This is a genomic window from Bradyrhizobium symbiodeficiens (assembly GCF_002266465.3).
GTDB classification, from domain to species: Bacteria; Pseudomonadota; Alphaproteobacteria; order Rhizobiales; family Xanthobacteraceae; genus Bradyrhizobium; species Bradyrhizobium symbiodeficiens.
The window spans coordinates 1-26,531 of record NZ_CP029427.2; the positions used below are offsets into that span (position 1 = coordinate 1).

Here is a 26,531-nt window from a genome sequence, read left to right on the forward strand (position 1 = left end):
ATGACAATGGAACAGGATCGCTGGTCACGCGTGAAGAGCCGGCTGCGCTCGAACGTTGGCGAAGACGTCTACACGAGCTGGTTTGCGCGCATGGATCTGGAAGGCGTGCAGGATGAGAGCGTGCGGCTCTCGGTACCGACCCGGTTCCTGAAGAGCTGGATTCAGGCCCATTATGCCGAGCGCGTGCTGTCGTGCTGGCAGGCCGAGATGCCCGAAGTGCATCGCATCGACCTCACGGTACGTTCGGCCGTGCGCCCGGTGATGCAGCCGAAGGAAGCCCCCGCGCCGGTCGAGACGCGACGCATGCCCACGCCGGAGCTGCGCTCGACCGCAACCGCGCCGGTGTCGGCCAATCACGACGCCCTCGGCGGCTCGCCGCTCGATCCGCGCCTGACTTTCGCGAGCTTCGTCGTCGGCCGCTCCAACACGCTGGCGCATGCGGCTGCGCGTCAGGTCGCGGAAGGTCGCCGCGGCGATCCTGTCATGTTCAACCCGCTCTACATCCACGCCGGGGTCGGGCTCGGCAAGACGCATCTGCTGCAGGCGGTGACCTGGGCCGGCAATTCCGGCAACGAGCGCAAGGTGCTGTATCTCACCGCGGAAAAATTCATGTACGGCTTCGTCGCCGCGCTGAAGACGCAGACGGCGCTGGCCTTCAAGGAAGCGCTGCGCGGCATCGACGTGCTGGTGATCGACGATCTCCAGTTCCTGCAGGGCAAATCGACCCAGGCCGAGTTCTGTCACACGCTGAACGCGCTGATCGACGCCGGCCGCCAGGTCGTGATCGCGGCCGACCGACCGCCGTCCGATCTCGAAAGCCTCGACGACCGCGTCCGCTCGCGGCTCGCCGGCGGCCTCGTGGTCGAGATGGGCTCGCTCGGCGAAGAGCTGCGCCACGGCATCCTCAAATCGCGCGTCGCAGCCGCCCGCGCCCATCATGCGACCTTCGAGGTGCCGGAGGAGGTGCTGCTCTATCTGGCGCGCACCATCACCCATAACGGCCGCGACCTCGAAGGCGCGATCAACCGCCTGCTGGCGCATTCCAAGCTCAACAACCGGCCGGTGACGCTGGAGATGGCGGAGCACGAGGTGCGCGACCTGGTCCGGCCGCAGGAGCCCAAGCGGATCAAGATCGAGGACATCCAGCGCGTGGTGGCGCGGCAGTATAATGTCAGCCGCTCCGACCTGCTCTCCTCGCGCCGCACCGCCAATGTGGTGCGCCCGCGCCAGGTGGCGATGTATCTCGCCAAGACGCTGACCCTGCGCTCGCTCCCCGAGATCGGCCGCCGCTTCGGCGGGCGCGACCACACCACGGTGCTGCACGCCGTGCGCAAGATCGAGGCCCTGGTCTCCAAGGACACCGCGCTGTCCGAGGAAGTGGAGTCGCTGAAGCGCCAGCTTCAGGAATAGAAGCCTAAGCTCCCGCCATTCTCCCGCCGTCCCGGCCACGCCTGGGGCGGCGGTTTTCTTTTGGGCGGAAATCGTGGGAATCGTGCGGAACTGGTCCCCTATCCCTTGAATCCGGGGGCCATCCGAGCCACCTTGCGCGACCTTGGCGGCTTTGGTCATATCGGCTCGATGATCGGGCTTTCCGGGGTCTTCGGTGCCGTGGCGCGCGTCCCGCCGCCCGGCTTTTCCAACGCAGTGTTTTCTTTGGGATCGGGCGAGTAGTGCAATGAAGGTTACGGTCGAACGCGCGCAACTCCTGAAGTCGCTGGGCCATGTCCATCGCGTGGTCGAGCGCCGCAACACGATTCCGATCCTCGGCAACGTGCTGGTCCGGGCCGAGAACGCCAAATTGTCGCTGAAGGCGACCGACCTCGACCTCGAGGTGACCGAGACGCTGCCGGCGGAAACCGCGACCGCGGGCTCCACGACCGTGCCGGCGCACATGTTCTACGACATCGTGCGCAAGCTGCCGGACGGCTCGCAGATCGTGCTCGAAGCCGACGGCGACCGCGCGGTGCTGGCGATCCGCGCCGGCCGCTCGCGCTTCACGCTGCAGACCCTGCCGGAGAATGATTTCCCGGATCTGGCCGCCGGCGACATGTCGCATTCGTTCTCGCTCGCCGCCAAGGACGTCAAGCGGCTGATCGACCGCACCCAGTTCGCGATCTCCACCGAGGAGACCCGCTATTACCTCAACGGCATCTATCTGCACGCCGCCGGCACGCCCAAGGCCGCGACCTTGCGCGGCGTCGCCACCGACGGCCACCGCCTCGCCCAGCTCGATCTGGTGCAGCCCAAGGGCGCCGAGGGCATGCCCGGCGTGATCGTGCCGCGCAAGACCGTCGGCGAGGTGCAGCGCCTGATCGAGGACACCGACGCCGAGATGACGATCGAGCTGTCGCAGGCAAAAATCCGCTTCACGATCGGCAACGTCGTGCTGACCTCGAAACTGATCGACGGCACCTTCCCCGACTACGGCCGCGTCATCCCGCAGGGCAACGACAAGGAGCTCGTCGTCGACAAGAAGGACTTCGAGAACGCGGTCGACCGCGTCTCCACGATTTCGAGCGAGCGTGGCCGCGCGGTCAAGCTGTCGCTGTCGCCGGGCAAGCTGGTGCTGTCGGTGACCAATCCGGATTCCGGCAGCGCGACCGAAGAGCTGGAGGTCGAATACGCCTCCGACGCCCTCGATATCGGCTTCAACTCCCGCTACCTGCTCGACATCGCCTCCCAGATCGAAGGCGACGTCGCAACACTCCGGCTCGCCGATCCCGGTTCGCCGACCCTGGTGCAAGACCGCGACGACAAGAGCGCGCTATACGTGCTGATGCCGATGCGGGTGTGACCTACCGGCATCCATACCTGTCACTACATCGTCATGGCCGGGCTTGTCCCGGCCATCCACGTCTTCGGAGCCAAGAACGTGGATGCCCGGCACAAGGCCGGGCATGACGGAAAACGGATCTCATGACCCCTCCCGCATTCATCGCCTGACGCTGACGCATTTTCGCAATTATCGGGCGGCGGGGCTCGAGACGGCGGCCGACATGGTGGCGCTGGTCGGTCCGAACGGAGCCGGCAAGACCAATTGCATCGAGGCGATCTCGTTCCTGTCACCGGGACGCGGCCTGCGGCGCGCGACGCTGGAAGACGTCGCCGACAACCAGGGCGACGGCTCCTGGGCGGTCTCGGCGCAAGTCGAAGGCGCGCTGGGGCTGGCGACGCTCGGCACCGGCATCGATGCGCCACGGCCCGACAGCACGGTGAGCCGGCGCTGCCGCATCGACCGCGAGCCGGTGGGTTCGGCGGCCGCCTTCGGCGACCATATCCGCATGGTGTGGCTGACGCCGGCGATGGACGGGCTGTTCATGGGCGCAGGCTCGGAGCGGCGGCGCTTCTTCGACCGCCTGGTGCTGGCGATCGACAGCGAGCATTCCAGCCGCATCAACGCGCTGGAACGCTCGCTACGCTCACGCAACCGCCTGCTCGAAACCCGCAATTACGACGATCATTGGTGTGACGCGATCGAACGCGAGACCGCCGAGCTCGCAGTCGCGGTCGCGGCAACGCGCGGCCAGACCGCAGCAAGGCTCACCGGCATGCTCAATGCGCGCGCGCAGGCCTCCGCCTTTCCCTCGGCGCAGATCGCGCTCGACGGCTGGATGGAGAACGCGCTGCTGACGGAGACGGCGACGTCGGTCGAGGACCGCTATCGCCAGATCTTGCGCGACAACCGTCCGCGCGATGCCATCGCCGGCCGTACCACCGACGGCCCGCACCTCACCGACCTCCAGGTGATCTATGCGCCGAAAAGCATGCCCGCGCGCGATGCGTCCACAGGCGAGCAGAAGGCGCTGCTGATCGGGCTGGTGCTGGCGCATGCGAGCCTGGTCGCCGAGATGACCGGCATCGTGCCGCTGTTGCTGCTCGACGAGGTCGTCGCCCATCTCGATCCTAGCAGGCGCGCCGCGCTGTTCGACGAGCTGCGCAAGCTCGGCGCGCAAGTGTGGCTGACCGGCGCGGATCCGGCCGCCTTCACCGAGATCGGCGCTGGAGGCGAGGTCTTCGACGTCGAGAGCGGACAGGTCTCGTCCGACGCTAGGCCTCCGGGTTGAACCCGACCGTTTCCGGCCGCGACTAGCTGCTTGAGGCTGCAAGATGCGGCCATCGCGCGGGATTTCAGCCATGCGCGACATCCTTGGAGCATGAGCATGGCGACGGTGGGGCGTGGAGCGCAAGCTCCGGCACGATGGCAACTCATTGCGTGCGGCCTCGCGCTCTTCGGAAGCTGCCTGCTCGCGGCAAGCGCCGGCGCCTTCGTATCGAACCTGCCGCCGCTGTTCTCGGCCGCGCTCACGCTGGACCCTGCTGCCAGGCTGCCTGCGCCGACCCGCTACAGCTATCGCGGAATCCACACCACGGTGATGCCCGGCATCGAAGCTCCGCTCCGGACTAGGCTTGAAGCCCGCGTGCCCGCAACGCTCGGTGACGTCCTGACTTTTTATCGCAGCGAGCTTCGAAAACTCGGTTGGCAGGAACGGCAGGAAGACGCGGTGGTCACCGCCGATCACGCGCGCCTCGCCTTCGTCTCCCCGATCGGGCCGGCAGCGCTGCAGCTCGACCGCGATGGCGGCAGCACCTCGGTGCATCTCGTGCAGAAGAATTCGGATGTCGCGACACGCGCGAACGTGCTGCCTGAACCAGGCAAAGCGAAGCTGGTGTTCAGCAACATCGGCGAGAACGAGGCCGTGCTCACGATCAACGAGCGGACCATCCCGCGCCCCGCCGGAGCCAACGCCGTCGCGCTGGACCTCATGCCCGGCAAATATTCCTACGAACTGAGCGCGCGTGGCCGTCCAACCACCACGAACACGCTCGCCGTCGCGGCCGGCGATACCTGGGAGCTCGCGGTCGGGCGCGACGGAGCGGCGTGGCCGCCGCTCCAGCTGTATTGAGCTCCGCCGTCTGTTCGCCCGCGCCGCCTGTTGAACCTGCCCGGTTCCTGCCGCGACTTCTGGTCTGAGGCCGCGCCGATGGTGCCGCAGCCTGCAATTGCGCGGGCATGACGCCGCGCCAAATCCAGGAGTTCTGACGATGCCGATGATCCGGCGCGGGGCGCAAGCCCCGGCAAGATGGCTGCTCCTTGCCTGCGGCATTCTCGCGATGGCGAGCACGTCCCGTCACGCGAGCGCGGCAGACGACGGCATCGTCGACGTCCGTACCCTGCCGCGGCCGGACGGCGCGGTGGAGGACACCTCGCGGGCGGCCACTCATCGTGTGACATACGCCCTGCCGGGCGGGGTTGCCGCCGCGTCGGAGACCACCAAGAAGCTGCTGAGCGCGGAGGGCTGGGTGCCCTATGTGTACCCGCTGGACGAGAACAGCTCCGCGCTGGTCTTCAAGAAGGGGCGGCAGGGGCTCCGTGCCTCCTTCACTCAGACCCGCGGCCAATCCGCCGTGTCCTACACGCCGAACCGGATCTATTCCAACGTGCCGTTTCCGGACGGCGCGACCGAGCTCGTGTTCGACGAGACCCGGCCCTATCTCGGCTGCATCGCGCCCGGCGCGCTGGATGCGACCTCCGATTTCTTCGGGAGCGAGATGGCCGCCATGGGATGGCGCAGGCTCACGGCCGAGACGGCGTCACGCTGGCCGAACGCCGATCTCGGCGAGACCGTCCCGAACGGCGTGCGCGCCTTCTACGACCATCCCGGCGGCGACACGACGCAGTTCTACAAGCAGAAGCCGGTGATGCTGACCCTGATGCGCCGCGACGACGGCCGCACCAATGTCGAGATCCGGGTGGCGCCGTTCGCGCTGCCCCAAGAGCTCGAGGCCGACGATGACATGGCCGGCCTGCCGCGCCCCAAGCCGACCAAGTCTGCGCGGGGCCTCGGCGGCGCGAGCTCCAACAAGCGCGAGATGTCGGCGGCCGCGATGGCCGAGCTGCCCGCGGTGCTCGCCTTCTATCGTCGCGAGCTCGCCGCGCGCGGCTGGCACGAGGATGGCAAGGGACCGCTCGCGCCCGGCGACGATGTCGCGATCAATATCTCCTCGGTGGAAGAGACCGGCGTGCTGCGGCTCGGCCGCAAGTATGATTTCACCATGATCAGCCTGACCGCGCAGGTGAAGGAATCAGCGCTTGCCGCCCGCGCCAAGGCGAAGAAGGAGGCCGATGCGAGGTTCCTCGGCGATGCCTTGGGTGCTGCCCAGCAGCTCATTGCTGCCGATGAGGCCAGGCGCAAGACGCAGGCGACTTCCCTGTCCGATGCGCCGCTCAATGTGCTCGCCGACAGCAAGACGCCGCTGCCGCTGCCCGAAAACGCCGAAGGCGTGAGGCTCGAAGGCGGCGATGGCCGGCTGGAATTCTCCTCGGCGTCGAGCGTGAAGGCGCTCAGCACCTTCTACCGCGCGACGCTGAAGGGCTCGGGCTGGAAGGAGCAGCCCTCCGTCATCAACCAACCCAACATGGCGGTGATGGCGTTCTCCAGGGGCGGCAAGTCGATCTCGATGACCGTGATGCAGATGGGTTCGAAGGTGAATGTCCGCGCCAACGGCTCGGGCCTGGTGACGGAAGCGGCCAAGCCGGCGGCCGCCGCGGAAGTACAGGCCAAATCCTCCGAGCCGCTCAAGCCCGACTCCGACTCCCAACTGCCCGTGCCGACGCAGCGTTCGTCGAAATCCTTTGCCACCACGAAGATCCCCGGCGGCGAGGCGCCGTTGCGCCGCGAGCTGACCGCCAGCATCCCTGCGCCGCTCCAGGACGTTCTCGCCTTTTATCGTGCGGAGCTGTCCAGGCTCGGCTGGCAGGAAAAGACCGGCGGCGCAGCCGTGTCCGCGGAACGCGCAAAGATCGACTTCACCTCACCGCAGGGCCCGGCCACGCTCACACTCGGCCGTACCAAAGGCGAGACCACAGTCAATCTGGCGCAGAAGAATGCGGATGTCGCTGCTAAGGCCGACATCATGCCGAAGGAGGGACAGGCGAGGCTCATGCTTGGCAATATGGGATCGAGCGAGGCCTCGCTGACGATCAACAAGCAGACCGTCAAGATCGCTGCCGGGGCCGGCGGCCCGCAATCGCCGAAAGGCCCGATGCTCGATCTGCCGCCGGGCAAGTACCCGTACGCGCTGCGCATGCCCGGGCAGCCCGCCCGCACCGAGGCACTCACTGTCGGAGCGGGCGAGGCCTGGGGCCTCTTGGTCGGCCCAAGCGGCGACGTGCTGCCGCTGCAGATGTATTGAGGCTGCTGCGCTCCTGCTCTCTCTGCATCGTCATGGCCGGGCTTGTCCGCCTGCGCGGCGGCAGCCGCTTCGGCGAGGCGAAGGCCCGGCCATCCACGTTCTTCGGTCCGCATGGCAACGGTCATTATGCCCGAGACAAGCCCGGGCATAGTGAAGGCATGCGCGTGCCTCAAAAGGCGCCTCGGAGCACTCTCCCGAGCCCGCAAAATCCACGCCATTCAACGCCGAAACACGCCTTCGAATCGGGCTTTTTGCAGCCCCCGAAATTGGCCGTCGGAAGCCTTGAAAACCGGCCAAAAAACCCCATCTAGTCAAAGGGTTGACGGAAGATACTTTGCGCTAGGCGCTAGCCCTCTTTCGTGGCACAAATAGCTCGCAAATCAGCGCCTTTTGCGCGGCTGATTCGGGCGACATCTCGAAGGCCACTCATGACAGAACCTGCTCGGCAGACGCCTGCCGAAAACGAGCCCTCAAATCCAAGCGATTACGGGGCGGAATCGATCCGCGTGCTCAAGGGTCTCGATGCCGTCCGCAAGCGTCCCGGCATGTATATCGGCGACACCGATGACGGCTCGGGCCTGCACCACATGGTCTACGAGGTCGTCGACAACGCGATCGACGAAGCGCTCGCGGGCCACGCCACGCGCGTCGACGTGATCCTCAATGCCGACAATTCCGTCACCGTGCGCGACGACGGCCGCGGCATTCCCGTCGACATCCACAAGGGCGAAGGCATCTCGGCGGCCGAGGTCATCATGACCCAGCTCCACGCCGGCGGTAAATTCGACCAGAACTCCTACAAGGTTTCCGGCGGCCTGCACGGCGTCGGCGTCTCCGTCGTCAACGCGCTGTCGAGCAAGCTTGGCTTGCGGATCTGGCGCGACAACAAGGAGCACTACATCGAGTTCGCCCATGGCGATGCGGTCGCACCGCTCAAGGTGGTCGGCGATGCGCCCGGCAGGCGCGGCACCGAGGTGACGTTCCAGGCCTCGACCGAGACTTTCAAGAACATCGAATATGATTTCGCCACGCTCGAGCACCGGCTGCGCGAACTCGCCTTCCTCAATTCCGGCGTCAACATCGCGCTCTCCGACATGCGACACGCGGTCGAGAAGCGCGAGGAGATGCACTATTCCGGCGGCGTCGAGGAGTTCGTCAAATATCTCGACCGCAACAAGAAGGCGATCGTGCCTGCGCCGATCATGGTGCGCGCCGAGGCCAACGGCATCGGCGTCGAGGCTGCGCTGTGGTGGAACGACAGCTACCACGAGAACGTGCTGTGCTTCACCAACAACATCCCGCAACGCGACGGCGGCACCCATCTGGCCGGCTTCCGCGGCGCGCTGACGCGCCAGGTCAACGGCTATGCCGAGGCCCATGCCAAGAAGGAAAAGATCGCGCTGACCGGCGACGACTGCCGCGAAGGCCTCACGGCCGTGCTGTCGGTGAAGGTGCCGGACCCCAAGTTTTCGTCGCAAACCAAGGACAAGCTGGTGTCCTCGGAAGTGCGCCCCGTGGTCGAGAACGTCCTCAACGAGGCGCTGCAGGCCTGGTTCGAGGAGCATCCGAGCGAAGCCAAGATGATCGTCGGCAAGGTGATCCAGGCGGCCGCGGCGCGTGAAGCTGCGCGAAAGGCGCGCGAGCTGACGCGCAAGAGCCCGCTCTCGGTCTCCTCGCTGCCCGGCAAGCTTGCCGACTGCCAGGAAAAGGACCCGGCGAAGTCCGAACTCTTCATCGTCGAGGGTGACTCGGCAGGCGGCAGCGCCAAGCAGGGCCGCAACCGCGAATTCCAGGCCGTCTTGCCGCTCCGCGGCAAGATCTTGAACGTCGAGCGTGTCCGCCCCGACAAGATGCTGGGCAGCGAGCAGATCGGCACGCTGATCACCGCGCTCGGCACCGGCATCAGCGACGAATTCTCGATCGAAAAGCTGCGCTATCACAAGATCATCGTGATGACGGACGCCGACGTCGACGGCGCCCACATCCGCACGCTGCTGCTGACCTTCTTCTACCGGCAGATGCGCGAGATCATCGACGGCGGCTATCTCTATATCGCCCAGCCGCCGCTCTATAAGGTCAACCGCGGCAAGTCCGAGCAATATCTGAAGGACGAGCGGGCGCTGGAAGATTATCTGATCGATACCGGGCTGGACGATTGCCTCTATATTCCCGGCACCGGCGGCGATCGCACCGGACGCGACCTGCGTTCGCTGATCGACGACGCCCGCGCCGTCCGCGGCATCCTGCGCAGTCTGCACACCCGCTACAATCGCAAGGTGATCGAGCAGGCCGCCATCACCGGCGTGCTCAACAAGGCGATCTACGGCGACCCGGAGAAAGCCGCCGCGGCCGCGCAATACATCGCCGCCCGCCTGGACACACTCGCCGACGAGGTCGAGCGCGGCTGGGTCGGCCAATACGTCGAAGGCCAAGGCTTCCAGTTCGAGCGCACCGTGCGCGGCGTCAAGGAAGCCGCCCTCATCGACGACGCCTTCTTAGGATCGATCGAAGCCCGCAAGCTCGACGAATACACCGTGAAGCTCCAGGACGTTTATGCCCGCCCGGGCAAACTGCGCCGCAAGGACACCGAGCACATGGTCTACGGCCCGGTCGATCTGTTCGAAGCGGTCACCGACGCCGGCCGCAAGGGCGTCACGCTGCAGCGCTACAAAGGTCTGGGTGAGATGAACCCGGAGCAGCTCTGGGAGACAACGCTGGACACCAATGCACGCTCGCTGCTGCAGGTGAAGGTCAAGGAGGTCGACGAGGCCGACGACATCTTCACCAAGCTGATGGGCGACGTGGTCGAGCCGCGCCGCGACTTCATCCAGGAACATTCGCTGAGCGCGACGATCGATATCTGAGGCTCGCTGCTTTCGCAGCGTCATGGCCGGGCCTAGCCGTCCAGAGGACGGCGTCGCTTCTGCTCGCCTATGTCCCGGCCCTCCACGTCTCAACTGCGGCAGAAAGAACGTGGATGCCCGGGCCTTCGCCTCGCCGAAGCGGCTTCGGCCGCGCAGGCGGGACAAGCCCGGGCAAGACGATCAATCCTGGCTCCCCTGAACCTCACCACCCGTCATCGCGACGAAACCGCATGAACCCGCTGGCCCGTTCCGGGCCGGGAAGCGCCATGCCATGACCGCCTCTGCAACGACCAACCCTGTCCTTCCCTCGCGCCGGCTCGGCGTGATCGGGAGCATCGTCGGCGTGCTGGCGCTGATCGCGGCCGTGTTGCCGCATTGGGTGATACCTGCGATCTACCCGCCACCGCCGGCGGACAAAGTGATTGTCGACACCGGTCACCGCCTCAAGGACCGCCTGATCGCGCGGGTCAAGGGCGTCGAATATCAGGCGCCGCCGCGCGAGAAATCGACGGGAAGCCAGTTGAGGGAGACCTCCTCGATCGGCGCGATCTCGCTCGGCCTGCTCGCCATCCTGTTCTCGGTCCTTGCCCTCGTGTTTCGCGAAGAGAGGCTCCTGGCCGGCGTGGCAGCCGCGCTGGGGACCGGCGCCATCGCCATCGAGATCTCCTTCCTGGCCATGGGCGTGCTGATGCTGATCGTGATCCTCTATGTGGTGGCGAATATCATCGGCCTGTTCTAAACGCCGGCCCAAAAAAAGGGCTTCTTCGGCCGCAGAGTGGCCTTCCGCCGCAACAAGTGTGGAATTGCTCCCCTGCTCGATTCTCTATAGTTTCCGCCCGAAACAGCCCACCCATCAGGACAGCGAGACTCCATTTGGCGCCCATCCAATACATCGTCGAGGGCGGTCACCGGCTCTCGGGCTCGATCGAGCCGTCAGGCAACAAGAATTCCGCGCTGCCGATCATCGCCGCCGCGCTGCTCACCGAGCATCCGGTGACGCTGGAGAACGTGCCGCGGATCCGCGACACCGAGACGCTGGTCGAGCTGATCCGCTCGGTCGGTGCCTCCGCGGAATGGACCGGGCGCAATACGCTTCACATCCATGCCAAGAGCATCCGCGCCGCCGATCTCGACCCCGAGCTGTGCGTGCGTATCCGCGCCTCGATCCTGCTCGCAGGCCCCCTGCTCGCGCGCTGCGGCGAAGTGATGCTGCCACCGCCCGGGGGCGACGTCATCGGCCGCCGCCGACTCGACACGCATGTGCTGGCGCTGGAGCAGTTGGGGGCCAAGGTCACCGCGACCGACCGGCTCGAATTCCGTGCACCCAGGCTTGCCGGCGCGGACGTGTTCCTGGACGAGCCAAGCGTCACCGCGACGGAGAACGCGCTGGTGGCGGCGGTTGCCGCCGACGGCGTCACCTATTTGCGCAACGCGGCCTCCGAGCCGCATGTGCAGGATCTCGCCAATTTCCTGGTCGCGCTCGGTGCGAAAATCGAGGGCATCGGCACCAACACCATGATCATTCATGGGCCGGCAACGCTGGGAGAAGCGACCTATCGGATCCAGCCCGACCACATCGAGGTCGGCTCGCTGATCGGGCTTGCCGCCGTGACTCGATCTCCCTTGCGCATCACCCGCGCCGGCGTCGAGCATCTGCGCTCGATCCGCATGGGGTTCGAGCGGCTCGGCATCGTCTGCCGCGTCGAGGGCGACGACCTGATCGTGCCGTCGAACCAGACGCTGAAGATCCAGGACGATTTCGGCGGCCACGTGCCGAAGCTGGAGGATCAGCCCTGGCCCGCCTTCCCGGCAGATCTGATGTCGATCGCGATCGTCACCGCCACGCAATGCGAGGGCGTGATCCTGATGTTCGAGAAAATGTTCGAATCCAGGATGTTCTTCGTCGACAAGCTGATCGCGATGGGCGCGCGCATCGTGCTGTGCGACCCGCACCGCGCGATCATCGCAGGCCCCAGCCGCCTGCATGGCGCGACCATGACCTCGCCCGACATCCGCGCCGGCATGGCGATGCTGTTGGCCGCCGTGTGCGCCCAGGGCACGTCCACCATCAACAACGCCGACCAGATCGAACGCGGCTATGAACGCATCGAGGAACGGCTGAACGCACTGGGCGCGAAGATCAAGCGCGTGCCGGAGCGGAAGGGCTGAGGCATCTTCTCCCTTCTGCCTTACGGCAGAAAGTGATGCGAAGCGCCTAGTATCGTAGGGTGGGCAAAGCGAAGCGTGCCCACGCCTCTGTAGCAATATTGGAGAGATGGTGGGCACGGCGCAAGTGCGCCTTTGCCCACCCTACGAGACCGAGCTCGCGGATAGAGCACCTCACCCCTCGTTCTCACGGGCCATGTTTTCGTCGCGCGGCCGTGCTATTGACCCGCCATGCTCGACACCGTGCGACATCAATCGCAGCCGCAAGCCGGCGTGCCGCCAAATCATCTCGCCGAAGAGTTCGTCGAGACGCTGCGGCTGGCTGTGCCGATGATGCTGACCCAGCTCGGCCAGATCGCGATGATCACGACCGATCTGGCGATGATCGGTCATCTCGGCGAGAATGCAGTCGCCGCGGCGGCGCTGGCGCACACGGTCTATTTCGTCAGCTTCACCTTCGGGCTCGGGCTGGTGACCGCAGTATCGCCGCTGGCCGCACAGGCGTTTGGCGCGGGCGACGTCAAACGGCTTCGTCACGCCTTGCGCGTCGGCCTGTGGGTCTCGTTCCTGATCTCGCTGCCGATGATGGCTTCGCCACTCTACGGCGAAAGGATCCTGCTTGCGCTCGGCCAGGCACCGCAGTCGGCCGCGTTCGCCCAACGCTATCTGAACGGGCTGGCCTGGGGCATCGCGCCGGCACTCGGCTTCATCGCGCTGCGCAGCATGATGAGCGCAGTGAACCGGCCGCAGGCGCCGCTGTGGATCACGCTGGCGGCGATCCCGGTCAACGCCGTGCTGGTCTATGCCTTGATCCACGGCCTGTTCGGCCTGCCGGAGCTCGGCCTGTTCGGCGCGGGGCTTGCGACCACGATCGTCAACCTCGGCACCTTTCTCGCTGCGCTGGCCATCGCCGCATGGCGAAAGCCTTTTGCCGATTACCAGCCGCTTGCGCGGCTGTGGCGGATCGACTGGCCCCTGATGCGGCAGCTCATCGCGATCGGAGCACCGATCTCGTTCTCCCTTCTGCTGGAATACGGCTTGTTCTCGTCGGCCGCACTGCTGATGGGATTGATCTCGACGACGGCACTCGCCGCGCACCAGATCGCGCTCCAGGTCACGGCCGTGCTTTTCATGGTCCCGCTCGGCATCGGCATGGCCGCCACGGTGCGGGTCGGCCACGCATTCGGCCGCAACGACCAGGCCGCGGTGCGGCGTGCAGGCCTCGTCGCAACGCTGCTCGGGATCACGTTCGTTTCCGCGCTGACCGTCGCCATCATCTTCGGCCGCTACGAGCTCGGGCGGCTGTTTTTTGGCCGCGGCGAGACCGGTGCGGCAACGGTCGAGCTGACCGCGACGCTGCTGCTGGTTGGCGCCACTTTCTTCATTGCCGATGCGCTCCAGACCATCATGGGCGGGGCCCTGCGCGGCATCAATGACACCAGGATGACGCTGGTGTTCGCCGCGATCGGCTATTGGTGCGTCGGCTTTCCCATCGCCTGGTGGCTCGCTTTCCACGCCGATCTCGGCGCAGTCGGCGTCTGGATCGGACTGTCGATCGGCTCGTTCGTCTATGCCGGCTTGTTGATCTTGCGCTTCCGGATGCTGACGCGCAGAGTGGCGGCATGATCGGGACAGTCCACGAAGTCACGCCTGATGTCGATGCCGGCACGGTGCTGGCAGGTGCGCAGTTCATCGACGCGTTCCGTGTCGGGATTGGCGCAGCGGCTGTGAACGCGCGCGAGGCCTGCACGAGGATGGTGCTGCACGGGCCGCGCTGGATCGACGTGCTGATACGCCTGCGCAATATCCTGGTGAGTCCGTTCGGGCTGAAAACATCGGGCGAAGGCGCGCCGGCCCCGGGCGGGCTGATCGGCCTGTTTCCGGTGCTGAACGAGACGCCGGAGCGGCTGGTCGCCGGTTTTGACGATTCTCACCTCGATTTCCGCATCGTGGTCGATGTCGCGGGCACCGCGGCGGACCGCCAGGTGACCTCGACCACGCTGGTGCGGACGCATAATCTTCTGGGCCGTACCTACCTCGCCCTCATCATGCCCTTTCACAAGCTCGTCGTCCGCGCCATGATGCGGCGGATCGCGGAGCCGGCCGATGACCCTGTCAGTTGATCTTTTCTTCTCCTTCCGCAGCCCGTTCAGTTATCTGGCGCTGCCAAAGACGCTCAAGCTCGTCAAAGAGTATGATCTCGCGGTGAACCTGCGGCCGGTCTATCCGCTCGCGGTGCGCGTGCCCGGCTTCTTCAAGAAGGCCAATCCGCAATTCGCGCGATATGTCGTGCTGGACTCTCGCCGCGTCGCAGAGCACGAGGGCATTGCATTCCGGTTTCCCCGCCCCGATCCGATCGTGCAGGATATGACGACGCTCGATGTCGCGGCCGAGCAGCCCTACATCCACCGCCTCACCCGCCTCGGCGCCTTGGCGCAGCTCGAAGGACGCTCGCTCGCATTCACCGACGCGATCGCGCGCGTGCTGTGGGACGGCTCGGTGGCGGGCTGGAACGAAGGCGATCACCTCGCGCGCGCCGCCGAGGCCGCGGGCTTCGATCTCGCCGCGATGGATGCCGCGATCAGCGCCGACCCGGATCGCTACGAACAGGTGATCGCGGAAAACGAAAAGCACCACGCCGCCTCCGGCCATTGGGGCGTGCCGACCTTCGTGTTCGAGAACGAGCCGTTCTTCGGCCAGGACCGCATCGATCTGCTGGTGTGGCGCATGCAAAGCAAGGGACTGACGAAGCGGTAGCTTACTCCGCCACACGCACCGACTTGCCCGCCGCGGCCTCCGACCATTCGCCGACGACGCGGTCGAGATCGCAGAGATTTTGGTGCATCTGCTCCAGCGAGAAGCCGATGGCGAAGAAACGCTCGGCGGTGTCGCCGGAATGGCCGCGGATCAGGCCGTCCTGGCGCACCGCGGCGACCGCCTCGGCGTAGTGCTGAAGCGCGACGTGGACAGGATGGATCGGCGGCGCGCCGGCGCCCTGCCGCATGGCCGCGGCAGCCGATCGCAGGAAATGCGCGATAACGGTCGAGACTTCCGTCAACGGCCCCGCGAGCCGCGTCTGCACCTCGATCGGCAAAGGCACCACGGTGGCGCGGCCGATCATCACGACATCGTGGCGCAACCGCAGGACCGTTCGCAGCAGGGGGCCGGTGTCGGGCCCGCCCGACAGGCGCGCGGCGCGCTCGCGCTCGGCTTCGGCGCCAATCGCATTGAGCCCGACCATTGCGGTGCCGATGCCGTCCTGGATCCGGTGCAGCGCGTCGTTGTCGCGGCCGCGGGTGAGGCCCGCGAGCAGCTCGGTGAAGGCGTCCGCAATCAGCTCGAGCAGGATCGCCGCACTGGCACGGATCTGCCGTATCGCGCGTGACGGCAGCACCAGGAATGAGACCAGCAATCCCGTGATGGCGCCGACCCCGACCTCGCTGACGCGGTCGATCGCCGAAGTCATGGGATCGGAATGATGCATGGTCGGAACCAGCAGCACGATCACGGCTGTCACCGTGGCCGCACTCAAGCTCGGATTAATCGCGGCGATGAAGGCGAGCGGGGCGACGGACAGCACCAGCAATCCCAGAAGCCCGGCTTCGCTGGAGTAGGGGATCAGGATCGCGATGGCACCGCCATAGATGGCGCCGCCGATGGTGCCGAGCAAATAGTCGCGCGTCGCCTTCAGCGAGCGGCCGACGCTCATCTGGGTCACGATCAGCGAGGTCAGGACCGCCCAGAGCGGCAACAGCAGATGCAGCGCGGTGGCCAGCGCATAGGCCGCGGTCGCGGCCACCGTGACCCGGATCGCCAGGCCCAGCTGCGTCCGCCGCGACCTGACCAGTTCAAACAGCTTCCCCGCGAATGCCATGGTCAAACGTCCCGGTCCGATCCTCTTGCAGCCAAGCAAAAGCATGGCTGATGCCCGCGGCCGCAAGGCCGCTTGAAAGGCCAAATCAGCCCGCCTAACTTGCGCGCCAAAACGAGGAAACACGATGGCCCACGAAACCGCAACGCTCGCCGCCTATGTCTTCAATCTGAAATACCAGGATATTCCGGCGGAGGTGCTCGATCGCGCAAAAGTGCTGACGCTGGATTTCCTCGGCAGCGCGATCCGGGCCCGCAGCGAGGCGGAATCGACCCCGTCGATCCTGAAGATGCTGGAGGCGCTCGCTCTCGACACCAAGGGCGAATCCACCGTGTTCGGCGACACCAAGACCTGGACCCCGGCGGTCGCGGCACTGCTCAACGGCGCGCTCGGCCATTCCCTCGATTTCGACGACACCCATGCCGATTCCTCGCTGCATCCGAGTGCGCCGGTGGTTCCGGCCGCCTTCGCCGTCGGCGAGATGGTCGGTGCGTCCGGCCGCGACGTGCTGACCGCGATCGTCGCAGGCTATGAGGTTTGCTGCCGGCTCGGCAATGCGCTCGATCCGACCTCGCATTACGCACGCGGCTTCCACCCGACTGCGACCGCCGGCACCTATGGCGCGGCCGCGGCGGCGGGAAAATTGCTCGGGCTGTCCGAGCAGCAGATCATCGCTGCCTTCGGCGTCTCCGGCAGCCAGGCCGCGGGCTCGCTGCAATTCCTGGTCAACGGCGCCTGGAACAAGCGCTACCAGGTCGGCGCCGCCGCGATGAACGGCGTGATCGCCGCGACGCTGGCGCGCAACGATTTCGTCGGCTCGGCCGAATCGGTCGAAGGCAAGCACGGTCTGCTCGCCGGCTATACCGACGATCCGCATCCCGACAAGGCGGTCGCCGGGCTCGGCAACACCTATGAGACGATGAAGATCGGCGTGAAGCCGTATCCGAGCTGCCGCTACACCCATGCGGCGATCGACGCGCTGATCGCGATGCGGCGCGAGCACAATCTGACACCCGACCAGGTCAAGCGCGTCGAGATCGGCCTGCACCGCAACGGCATCACGCTGACCGGCGATGCCGCGACCAAGCGGCACCCGACCTCGATCGTCGGCGGCCAGTTCTCAATGTTCTTCACCGGCGCGCTCGCACTCGACCAGGGCTCGTTCGGCTGGGACGATTACAACCGCCTCGGCGACGCCGCCATCGACGCGCTCGCCAACAAGTTCGACGTGGTGCAGGACGATCGGCTCGAAGTCGGCCGCACGCACCCCTTCGGCGCGCGAGTCAGCATCACGACTGAGGATGGCGTGCATGAGCGGCTCTATGCCGATCCCTCCGGCGAGCCGAATTCGTTCCCGGACGCGCAGGCGATGCAGCAGAAGTTCCTGACACTGGCCCGGCCGGTGCTGAATGCACGGGCGGAAAAATTCGCCGACGCGATCATGACGCTGGAGCGATTCGATCGCGTCGCGCAGGCGACGGAGCTGGGGCGGTAATTAATAGAGTCGCGTTCGCGGTGCTCCACCCACCCCCGGAGGGTAAGTAGCACCTCAATTCACCCCTGCCATCTTCCCCTTCTCGCGCGTCGCTGCCACGACATCGCGGACGAGATCGAATACGCCGTCCGCTTGCGGCGGCGCGTTCGGCGAGCGGCCGAGGCGGACGATCACCAGCCGCTCCGACGGAATCACGATGGTGTATTGCCCGATCGTGCCCTTGGCGAAGAAGGCATCGCGCGGCCAGCCGTGTGTGATGCGAAACTTCGCGCCAAAACTGTTGCCCTGATTGGTCCAGAAGCCAGCGCCGATGCCGACCCAGGCGTTCGGCGTGGCCGTCGCGGAATAGTTCACCCAGCCCTCCGGCAGGATGCGTTTGCCGCCAGCGACGCCGTCATTGAGATAGAGCTGGCCGAAGCGCGCCCAGTCGCGCGCGGATGCGAGCATCTCGCTCGATCCTTCGATCGTGCCCGAGCCATCGAGCTGGAGCGTGACATGGCGCATGCCGAGCGGGGCAAACAATTCACGGCGCGCGAAGCGCAGCGCGTCTGCGGGACTGCCGCCCGCAGCAACGCGGATCAGATGCGAGAGGATGAGGGTGTTGCCGTCGTGATAGTTCCACGCCGTGCCGGGCACGGTCTTGAGCGGGATGCTCGCGGCATAGGCGGCCATGTCGGCCTCCACGAACTTCATCCGGTTGACCGGTTCGAAGGCCGAGCCAAGCGAGGCCTCCAGTGAGCTGCCAAGCGCAAGGCCCGCAGTGTGCCGCAACAACTGATCGAGGGTGATGGCATGACGTGGATCGTCAGGATTTCTCCACGCGGCGACCGGTGCGGGCCCGTCGAGCTTCAATTTGCCCTGACGCACCAGCACGCCTGTCAGCGCCGAAATCACCGACTTCGTCATGGAGAAGCCGAGCAGCTGTGTCTCCGGTCCGATGCCGTCGGCGTAGCGCTCGGCGATGATGCGGCCGGCCTTCATCACGACGATGGCGCGGGTGCGGCGGTGAGGCGGCTGTGCGGGTTCGGTGAAGGCGCGGTCGAGCGCGGCTGACAGTCCCTCGCTTTGCGGCGACACCAGTCCCGGACCGGCGATCTCGGGGAGCAACGCCGTCTGCTTGTCGTCGGGCGGCAGCGCGACGTCGGTGATCCCCTCGCCGTGCTCCAGCGTGCAGCCGAGTCCTTCGCGATAGACGGCATGGCTGCGGCCGATCCCGAACAGGGTCACCGTGACATCCTTGCGCGCGCGGTCGATTTGCAAATCCATCGCCCAGGTCAGGAGGCCGGTGCCCGGCATCGCGTCGGTGGTTTCGGCGAGGTCGCGCATGGGATCGAGGCCGGAGACGAAGGTCTCCGAGCAGAGCCTGTCGGCGATGAAGCCGGTCGCAACCTTCGGCACGTCGCGGGCGCGCGCCGCGCCGAACGCGAGGCCGGCACAGGCGATGGCGGTGGTGGCGAGGATGATCTTGCGGCGACGGGTCACGGGCTTTCTCCGGCTTCGGGGCGAGTGCGGGAGAGCAGGCCGGAGATCGGCGATACGCGCTCGCCGGATTTAAAAAATGACAACGTCGAAACTGACGGAAACTAGCCGATTTCGAAATTCCTATGTGATTCCAATAGGCTAAAAATCTACGCCGCGGTCACCTTGAGACGCCGGTATTCGGTCGGCGTCACACCCGTCACCGCCTTGAACGCGCGGTTGAAGGGGCCGAGCGACTGGAAGCCCGCATCCATCGCGATGGTGATGACGGGGACCTCGGCCTGTGCGGGATCGGCCAGCGCGGCCTTGGCCTCCTCGATGCGGTGGTTGTTCAGGAACACATTGAAGTTGCGGTAGCCGAGCCGCTGGTTGATCAACCGGCGCAGCCGATATTCCGGGATTTTCAGCCGGCCAGCGAGCACCCCGATGGTGATGTTCTCGTGGCGATAGATCCGCTCGTCCGCCATCAGGCGCATCAGGGCGTCGATGAGCTTTTGGTCGGCAGCATCCTCGGTCGCAGGCTGACTGAAAACAATCGGTGGTTCGGGCTCCGCTGTGGCCGGAAACAGGTCCGCTCCGTCCACGCGCATCATGGCATAGACGATCGCCGCAACAGTACAGGTGAGCGCGCCGGCACTGACGGTTTCGGCGACATCGCCGACGTGGTAGCCGGCGGCGGCGATCTGGAGCACAGCGTTCAACCCGCCATAGAGCGCGATGGCGCAGACGACGAAGACGCGAGCGCTGCGGCGGCGCTCGACCAGGTCGGCCGGCCAGGAGGCGATCATCTGCCCGACAGCAAGCACGATGAAACCGAGCACGATCAGATTGACCACCGTCACCGAGAACCGCACATAGCCGCTGGGCGCAATCCAGACGCAGCCTGCGAAGCTGAAGGCCGCCACCAGCGCCCAGATGCATCCGTGCCACCAGCGGAGGCGAAATTCGTCGTCGAACAGGGAGCGCGTGAACAGCCAGAACACCACGATGTCGCCGGTCGACAGCGCGATCAGCGGCGCGTGCAGGAGCGGGATCGGTGACGTGACATCCACCGAATAGCTCGCCGCATGCGCGGCCGAACCGAGGGCAAAGGCGGTGGCGAGACGGGCCGCCAGCACGTTGCGGAAATCGGACACCAGCGACGTCGCCAGCATCAGCAGCAGCGCGACGGATGCAGCGCGGAAGGCAAGCTCGGTTGCGGCAAGTGTCATCGGGTGATGCGATCGTTCGCGGTTGAGGCCAGCTGAACATCCTTCGTCAGACCGCGCTTTTCAAGATGGATCGCGCAGAATGAGGCGGTCTCGATCCCGGCACCGTTGAGCTCGACCAGATTTGCGCCCGGCTTGATCGGAGAAACCATCGCCCGCTCCGGTTTCCAGATTAGGTATCGCCGATATCGCGCGATGTCGGCAAATAGGCCATCGCGGCAAGGCGGGGGCGCCGCGACGGACACGTCAAATCCTGTTACGATCGCCGCATATACAGAAGGAATCCACCATGAGCTGGCAACCCTCCAACGATCCCGTGCTCGGCGATCCCACGTCCTGCGATGCGCTCGATCTCGTCGTCGTGCCGCGGACGCGCGACCTCGGCGACGGCTTTCAGGTACGGCGCGCACTGCCGCATGGCAAGCGGCAGATGGTCGGCCCATTCATCTTCTTCGATCATTTCGGGCCGGTGCAATTCGTCTCCGGCAAGGGCATGGACGTGCGGCCGCATCCGCATATCGGGCTCGCCACCGTCACCTATCTGTTCGACGGCGCGATCATGCATCGCGACAGCGAGGGCAACGTGCAGGAGATCCAGCCCGGCGCGATGAACCTGATGACGGCCGGGCGCGGCATCGCGCATTCCGAGCGTACGCCGGAGGTGCAACGCGCCTCGGGCCAGAAGATGCTCGGCCTGCAAAGCTGGATCGCGCTGCCGGCAGGCTCCGAAGAGATCGCGCCGTCGTTCCAGCACTACGGCTCGGGCGACCTGCCTGTTATCTCCGAGCGCGACTTCACCGCGAAGGTGATCGCGGGCTCATCGTTCGGCATCACCTCGCCCGTGTCGATGGTCTCGCCCTGGTTCTACACCGAGGTCACGGCCGTGGAAGGCGCGAGCGTGCCGCTCGACCCCGATCATGAGGAGCGCGCGATCTATATCGTCGACGGCGAGGTCGAGATCGCGAACGAGCGTTACGAGGCGCCGCGGCTGCTGATCTTCCGCCCGGGCGACCGCATCACCGTGAAGGCCGTGAGGCCCACCCGGATGATGTTTCTCGGCGGCGATGCGCTGGAAGGGCCGCGCCACGTCTGGTGGAATTTCGTCTCCTCCAGCAAGGAGCGGATCGAGCAGGCCAAGCAGGACTGGAAAACCGGCCGTTTCGCTGCAGTTCCGCAGGAACATGAGTTCATTCCGCTGCCGGAATAGGCTAATCCGGTTGCCGGCCGTGCCATCAGTCGCGGCCGGAAGTCCTGCCTGAAAGCCAAGTCTGCGAAAGCTTTGCGATGACCACCATGCTCTCCAGCGACCTGCCCCTGCCCAAGATCGGACGCGGCAAGGTGCGCGATATCTACGCCGTCGACGACGACCGCCTGCTGCTCGTCACCACCGATCGCATCAGCGCCTTCGACGTCGTGATGGGTGAGACCATCCCGATGAAGGGCGCGGTGCTGACGCAGATCAGCGCGTTCTGGTTCAACGAGCTCGAGGGTGTGGTCCCGCACCACATGATCAGCGCCGACACCGACGAGATCATCGCAGCCGTGCCGGCGTTGAAGCCGCACCGTGCCGAGCTTCTCGGCCGCGCCATGCTCTGCAAGCGCACCACCGTATTCCCGATCGAATGCGTGATCCGCGGCTATCTCTCGGGTTCGGCCTGGAAGGAATACGCCGCCAGCGGCACGCTCGCCGGCGAGAAGCTGAAGGCGGGCCTCGTCGAGAGCGAGAAGCTCGAGCCCTCGATCTTCAGCCCGGCAACCAAGGCCGAGACCGGCCATGACGAGAACATCACCATCGCGCGGATGCGCGAGGTGGTCGGGGAGGAGACCGCCTACACGCTCGAGAGCATGACACGCGCGATCTACACGCTCGGCGAGGAGCTGGCGCGCGAGCAGGGCATCATCATCGCCGACACCAAGTTCGAGTTCGGCCGCGACAAGGACGGCCGCATCATCCTGATCGACGAGGTGATGACGCCGGATTCCTCGCGCTTCTGGGCGGTCGATGCCTACAAGCCCGGCCAGCCGCAGGCGAGTTTCGACAAGCAGCCCTTGCGCGACTATCTCGACGTCGAGCGCCACGCCGGCCGTTGGAACGGCGACGCCCCGCCTCCACCGCTGCCGGCGAGCGTGGTTGAGGCGACGAGCAAGCGGTATCTCGAAGCGTATCGGCGGGTGACCGGAACAGAGCTGAAGATCTAGCTCCGTCGCTACCCCGCGGAACGATGCTGGATGGTTTCGCTCCGTTCGCAATGAATTGGAGAGGCCGGCGTGCCCGGCACCATCCGCGGCTCCGGATGATTGGCCATTCACAAGCCATCGATCGGATCGCTACGAGATATCGCCAAAACTGTCTGAGTACTTCATAGCTACAAGAATTCAGTTGCGTTAAACCTGCAGTGGTCTACGTCTGGACAGGACTTCCAGGGGCGAGCGCAGCGGCGTGACCGATCCAGCGATCATTTTCAGTCCGGCTCCCCGTTTCAATCCGTCCCTCAAGCGTGCGCTCAACGATATATTGGGCGGCAGCGCCGCCAGCGTCCTGACCGTCACCTTCGGGCTGTCCTATTCGCTGCTGATCTTCGCTGGCCCTCTGTCGCCCTATCTTTCGTTCGGCATCGCCGCGACCTTCATCAGCTCCGCCGTGCTTGCGGCCGTGATCGCGCTGGGCAGTTCCCTGCCTTTCGCAATCGCCGCACCCGACAGCTCGACCGCCGCGATGACGGGCATCCTGGCGGCCTCGCTGGTCGAGCGCATCGAGACGGCCAGCCTGCCCGCGCCGCTGCTCTCGTCCGTTCTGATCACGCTCGGTCTGTCGACGATCCTGACCGGATTCGTGCTGTGCGGATTGGGCCTGACGCGAATGGGCCGCGCCATCCGCTATGTGCCTTACCCCGTGGTCGGCGGTTTTCTCGGCGCCACCGGATTCGTGATCGTCATGGGTGCGATCCGGGTCATCACCGATCATCCCGTGGAGTTCGCGACGCTCCGGCGCGTCGCCAATGGCGTCGCGCTGTTGGAGCTGGGTGCGGCCTGCGCGATGGCGCTGGTGCTGTACCTGACCTGGCACCGCTCGCGTAGCCCGTTCGGGTTGCCGATCATCCTGATCGGCGGCATGCTCACCGCTCATGTGGCGTTCTGGGCCTCGGGAATCTCGCTGGAGCAGGCGCGTGCCTTGGGCTGGACCTTCCGGCCTCCTCCGCAGGCAGCCTTCATGCTGCCCTGGCACATCGACGAGCTCGCGCGATATCCGTGGTCAGCGGTGCCGGACTTGCTCGGCAACCTCGTTGCCGTCATTTTCGTCGCCGCGTCGAGCACGCTGTTCAATACCACCGGTATCGAAGTCGCCGTGCATCGCGAAGCCAATCTGGAGCGCGAGCTGAACGTCACCGGTGCCGCGAACATGTTGACCGGCGCACTCGGCGGCTATGCCGGCTGCATCTCGGTCAGCCGGTCAGTCCTCAATTTCGGCGCTGGCGGTCGCGGACGCCTGTCCGGACTCACAGTTGCGGCCATGTCGCTACTGATGCTCGCGGTCGCGCCCGAGCTGCTCGGCTTCATGCCGAAATTCGTACTCGGCGGCCTGCTGCTCTATCTGGGCGCCGACCAGCTGCACAAATGGATCATCGAATCGCGCAAGCGGCTGTCGAAGCTCGAATATCTCTCGCTGATCGCCATCATCGTCATCATCATCGGCTGGGGCTTCGTCCCAGGCATCCTGATCGGCGTGATCATCGGCTGCGCGACGTTTGCGTTCAGCGCGGCGCGGGTCGAGTCGATCAAGTACAGCTTTGACGGCGCCGAGTTTCGCTCTTCGCTGGATCGCTCGCGCGACGACCAGGAGGTGCTGCTGGCCCATGGCGGCAAGATTCAGGGTCTTAATCTCCAGAGCTACCTGTTCTTCGGCTCCGCCAACCGGCTCTACCAGCATGTCAAGCAACTGCTGCAGGAGCGCCCGGAATGCCGCTATCTGCTGTTCGATTTCAAGCTCGTCACCGGCGTGGATTCCTCGGCTGCCTACAGCTTTGCCCAGATCAAGCGCAGCGCGCATGACCTCGGCGTCGAGCTGATCCTGGTGCATCTGCCGGCCGCGGCGGAGAAGGTGCTGCGCTCCAGCGACTTCGTCGGCGACGGCGTCACTATCATTCCCGAGCTCGATCATGCGCTGGAATGGTGCGAGAACGAGCTCATCGCGCAGCATCAGGGGCTGGAGCAGGAGGAGGCCAGCCTGCGCGGCTGGTTCACACGAATCCTCGATAGCGAGGACGATGCCGACAGGCTGATCCACCGCTGCCAGCGCATCGAGGTCGAGTCCGGCGAGATCATCGTGCGGGCCGGCGACCCCGCCGATTCCATGCACTTCATCCTCGAAGGACGCGTAGGCATCATGGTTCCCGCCGAGGAGGATCGCACCACGCGCGTGCGCAGCCTCGGCCGCTACACCACGATCGGTGAAATGGGACTGGTGTCAAACACGCCGCGCAGCGCGACGATCCAGGCCGAGGTCGACAGCGTGCTCTACGTGCTCAACACGCGCCAGTTCGACTCGATCCGGGATGAGGACCCCGCACTCAGCCACAAGCTGCTGACCTATTTTGTGTCGGTCATGGCCGAGCGGCTGACCTTTGCGAACCGGACGATTGCGGTGCTGCGGCGATGATCAGCCCGCAGCCCGGATGGAGCACAGCTCCATCCGGGCTGCAAGACTTCGAACTCACACCCCCGCCATCATCACGTATTTGATCTCGACATATTCTTCCATGCCGTGATGCGAGCCTTCGCGCCCCAGGCCGCTTTCCTTGACGCCGCCGAAGGGCGCGACTTCGGTGGTGATGAGACCGGTGTTGACGCCGACCATGCCCGACTCCAGCGCCTCGGCGACGCGCCAGACGCGGCCGAGGTCGCGGGAGTAGAAGTAGGACGCCAGGCCAAACGGCGAGGCGTTGCACATCGCGATCACGTCGGCCTCGTCCTTGAAGCGGATCACCGGCGCCAGCGGGCCGAAGGTTTCCTCCTGCGCTACCAGCGAGTCCGACTTGACGTCGGCCAGCACGGTCGGTTCGAAGAACGAGCGCCCGAGCTCACTGCGCTTGCCGCCGGTCACGACCTTGGCGCCGCGCTTCACGGCATCGGCGATGTGGCGCTCGACCTTGTCGACCGCCTTCATGTTGATCAGCGGACCCTGGGTGACGCCGCTCTCGGTGCCGTCGCCGATCTTCATCGCGGCAACCTTCTTCGACAGCTTCTGCACGAACTCGTCGTAGATTTTGTCCTGGGCATAGAGGCGGTTGGCGCAGACGCAGGTCTGGCCCATGTTGCGGTATTTCGAGACGATGGCGCCTTCAACTGCCGCGTCGATGTCGGCGTCGTCGAACACCACGAAGGGCGCATTGCCGCCGAGCTCGAGGCCGAGCCGCTTCACGCCGACGGAGGCCTGCTGGTAGAGGATCTTGCCGACCGCGGTCGAGCCGGTGAAGCCGACGAAGCGCACCGCCGGATGCTCGCACAGCACCTTGCCGATCGGCGGCGCGTCACCGGTGACGATGTTGAGCACGCCCTTGGGAATGCCGGCCTTCTCGGCGAGCACGGCCAGCGCCAGCGCGGAGAGCGGTGTCTCGTTCGCGGGCTTGAGCACCACGGTGCAGCCGGCGGCGAGCGCCGGCGAGACCTTGCGCGTGATCATAGAGTTGGGGAAATTCCACGGCGTGATCGCGCCGCAGACGCCGATCGGCTGCTTGATCGCGAGCAGCCGCGCGTCGGGCCGCTGCGTCGGAATGGTCTCGCCATAGACGCGGCGGGCTTCCTCGGCGAAGAACTCGACATAGGCGGCACCGATGTCGACCTCGCCGAGCGCTTCCGACAGCGGCTTGCCCTGCTCGGAGGTGAGGATCAGCGCGAGATCCTCGCGGTTGGCGATGATCAGCTCGAACCATTTGCGCAGGATGTTGGAGCGCTGCTTGGCGGTGTGCTTGGCCCAGCCCGGAAAGGCGCGCTGCGCGGCCTCAACCGCCTTGGTCGTATCATCCGCACCGAGCTGCGGCACTTTTGCAAGCTCGACGCCGGTCGCGGGATTGTTGACGGCAAAGGCCGGCGTGCCGACCCAGGCGCCGTCGATATAGCAGGCCTCCTTCAGCAGCGAGGGGTCTTTCAACCGGTCGCGCAGGGTGGCGGTGGCTTGCGTGGCGCGTGCGGCAGCGGGCGGGGTCATGGCGTTGCTCCTCGAACGATCATTTTGGGGCGATCGGATCGGCCGGAAT

At 65.8% G+C, this 26,531-nt stretch carries 21 protein-coding genes; 16 read left to right on the forward strand and 5 right to left on the reverse strand.

The window, feature by feature from the left end:
* From dnaA to CIT39_RS00060, 12 genes are all read left to right on the forward strand, one after another.
* Positions 1–1,410 (forward strand): chromosomal replication initiator protein DnaA, encoded by a 1,410-nt coding sequence (gene dnaA / locus CIT39_RS00005; protein WP_094976145.1) that lies wholly within the window; start codon positions 1–3, stop codon positions 1,408–1,410.
* Positions 1,411–1,542: 132 nt separating this feature from the next.
* Positions 1,543–1,671 (forward strand): hypothetical protein, encoded by a 129-nt coding sequence (locus tag CIT39_RS00010; protein ID WP_334273055.1) that lies wholly within the window; start codon positions 1,543–1,545, stop codon positions 1,669–1,671.
* A 4-nt stretch (positions 1,672–1,675) separates the two neighbouring features.
* Positions 1,676–2,794, forward strand: a complete 1,119-nt coding sequence (dnaN, locus tag CIT39_RS00015) for a DNA polymerase III subunit beta (protein ID WP_094976144.1) — start codon at positions 1,676–1,678, stop codon at positions 2,792–2,794.
* A gap of 103 nt (positions 2,795–2,897) precedes the next feature.
* Positions 2,898–4,064 (forward strand): DNA replication/repair protein RecF, encoded by a 1,167-nt coding sequence (gene recF / locus CIT39_RS00020; protein WP_334273056.1) that lies wholly within the window; start codon positions 2,898–2,900, stop codon positions 4,062–4,064.
* 96 nt (positions 4,065–4,160) lie between these two features.
* The gene (locus CIT39_RS00025) at positions 4,161–4,904 is read left to right on the forward strand and encodes a hypothetical protein (protein WP_094977008.1); all 744 of its coding nucleotides are present in this window, start codon (positions 4,161–4,163) and stop codon (positions 4,902–4,904) included.
* Positions 4,905–5,043: 139 nt separating this feature from the next.
* Entirely contained in the window at positions 5,044–7,194 is a 2,151-nt protein-coding gene (locus CIT39_RS00030) for a hypothetical protein (protein WP_094976142.1), read from the forward strand.
* A 428-nt stretch (positions 7,195–7,622) separates the two neighbouring features.
* Positions 7,623–10,058, forward strand: coding sequence for a DNA topoisomerase (ATP-hydrolyzing) subunit B (gene gyrB / locus CIT39_RS00035; protein ID WP_094976141.1), 2,436 nt, complete (start codon positions 7,623–7,625; stop codon positions 10,056–10,058).
* Positions 10,059–10,329: 271 nt separating this feature from the next.
* Entirely contained in the window at positions 10,330–10,797 is a 468-nt protein-coding gene (locus CIT39_RS00040) for a hypothetical protein (protein ID WP_094976140.1), read from the forward strand.
* A gap of 134 nt (positions 10,798–10,931) precedes the next feature.
* Positions 10,932–12,227, forward strand: a complete 1,296-nt coding sequence (gene murA, locus CIT39_RS00045) for a UDP-N-acetylglucosamine 1-carboxyvinyltransferase (RefSeq protein WP_094976139.1) — start codon at positions 10,932–10,934, stop codon at positions 12,225–12,227.
* A 228-nt stretch (positions 12,228–12,455) separates the two neighbouring features.
* Positions 12,456–13,850 (forward strand): MATE family efflux transporter, encoded by a 1,395-nt coding sequence (locus CIT39_RS00050; RefSeq protein ID WP_094976138.1) that lies wholly within the window; start codon positions 12,456–12,458, stop codon positions 13,848–13,850.
* Complete coding sequence (locus CIT39_RS00055) at positions 13,847–14,347, forward strand: DUF2867 domain-containing protein (protein WP_094976137.1); 501 nt, start codon at positions 13,847–13,849, stop codon at positions 14,345–14,347. Before CIT39_RS00050 ends, CIT39_RS00055 begins: the two co-directional genes overlap by 4 nt.
* Complete coding sequence (locus CIT39_RS00060; protein ID WP_094976136.1) at positions 14,331–14,981, forward strand: 2-hydroxychromene-2-carboxylate isomerase; 651 nt, start codon at positions 14,331–14,333, stop codon at positions 14,979–14,981. Before CIT39_RS00055 ends, CIT39_RS00060 begins: the two co-directional genes overlap by 17 nt.
* A gap of 1 nt (position 14,982) precedes the next feature.
* Here the strand turns inward: CIT39_RS00060 and CIT39_RS00065 are convergent, their stop codons facing one another.
* Positions 14,983–16,098, reverse strand: coding sequence for an FUSC family protein (locus tag CIT39_RS00065; RefSeq protein WP_094976135.1), 1,116 nt, complete (start codon positions 16,096–16,098; stop codon positions 14,983–14,985).
* Between the two features lie 124 nt (positions 16,099–16,222).
* Here CIT39_RS00065 and CIT39_RS00070 point away from each other — a divergent pair, with 124 nt between their 5' ends.
* The gene (locus CIT39_RS00070) at positions 16,223–17,590 is read left to right on the forward strand and encodes an MmgE/PrpD family protein (protein WP_094976134.1); all 1,368 of its coding nucleotides are present in this window, start codon (positions 16,223–16,225) and stop codon (positions 17,588–17,590) included.
* A gap of 54 nt (positions 17,591–17,644) precedes the next feature.
* On the opposite strand, the gene CIT39_RS00075 is transcribed toward CIT39_RS00070, so the two are convergent.
* From CIT39_RS00075 to CIT39_RS00085, 3 genes are all read right to left on the reverse strand, one after another.
* Positions 17,645–19,072 (reverse strand): serine hydrolase domain-containing protein, encoded by a 1,428-nt coding sequence (locus CIT39_RS00075; protein ID WP_094976133.1) that lies wholly within the window; start codon positions 19,070–19,072, stop codon positions 17,645–17,647.
* A 146-nt stretch (positions 19,073–19,218) separates the two neighbouring features.
* Complete coding sequence (locus tag CIT39_RS00080) at positions 19,219–20,280, reverse strand: helix-turn-helix domain-containing protein (protein ID WP_094976132.1); 1,062 nt, start codon at positions 20,278–20,280, stop codon at positions 19,219–19,221.
* On the reverse strand, positions 20,277–20,522 hold the full coding sequence (locus tag CIT39_RS00085; RefSeq protein ID WP_140481692.1) for a hypothetical protein: 246 nt from the start codon (positions 20,520–20,522) through the stop codon (positions 20,277–20,279). Before CIT39_RS00085 ends, CIT39_RS00080 begins: the two co-directional genes overlap by 4 nt.
* Before the next feature lie 44 nt (positions 20,523–20,566).
* On the opposite strand from CIT39_RS00085, the gene CIT39_RS00090 reads away from it, so the two are divergent.
* The 3 genes from CIT39_RS00090 (at position 20,567) to CIT39_RS00100 (ending at position 24,934) form a co-directional block, all read left to right on the forward strand.
* A complete protein-coding gene (locus CIT39_RS00090; RefSeq protein WP_094976131.1) occupies positions 20,567–21,484 on the forward strand; it encodes a pirin family protein in 918 nt (305 codons plus the stop codon).
* A gap of 77 nt (positions 21,485–21,561) precedes the next feature.
* Positions 21,562–22,476: a phosphoribosylaminoimidazolesuccinocarboxamide synthase gene (locus tag CIT39_RS00095; protein ID WP_094976130.1), complete on the forward strand. Its 915-nt coding sequence runs from the start codon at positions 21,562–21,564 to the stop codon at positions 22,474–22,476.
* A gap of 241 nt (positions 22,477–22,717) precedes the next feature.
* A complete protein-coding gene (locus CIT39_RS00100) occupies positions 22,718–24,934 on the forward strand; it encodes a SulP family inorganic anion transporter (protein ID WP_094976129.1) in 2,217 nt (738 codons plus the stop codon).
* 54 nt (positions 24,935–24,988) lie between these two features.
* Here CIT39_RS00100 and CIT39_RS00105 read toward each other — a convergent pair whose 3' ends face one another.
* On the reverse strand, positions 24,989–26,482 hold the full coding sequence (locus CIT39_RS00105; RefSeq protein ID WP_094976128.1) for an NAD-dependent succinate-semialdehyde dehydrogenase: 1,494 nt from the start codon (positions 26,480–26,482) through the stop codon (positions 24,989–24,991).
* Positions 26,483–26,531: the final 49 nt, after the last annotated feature.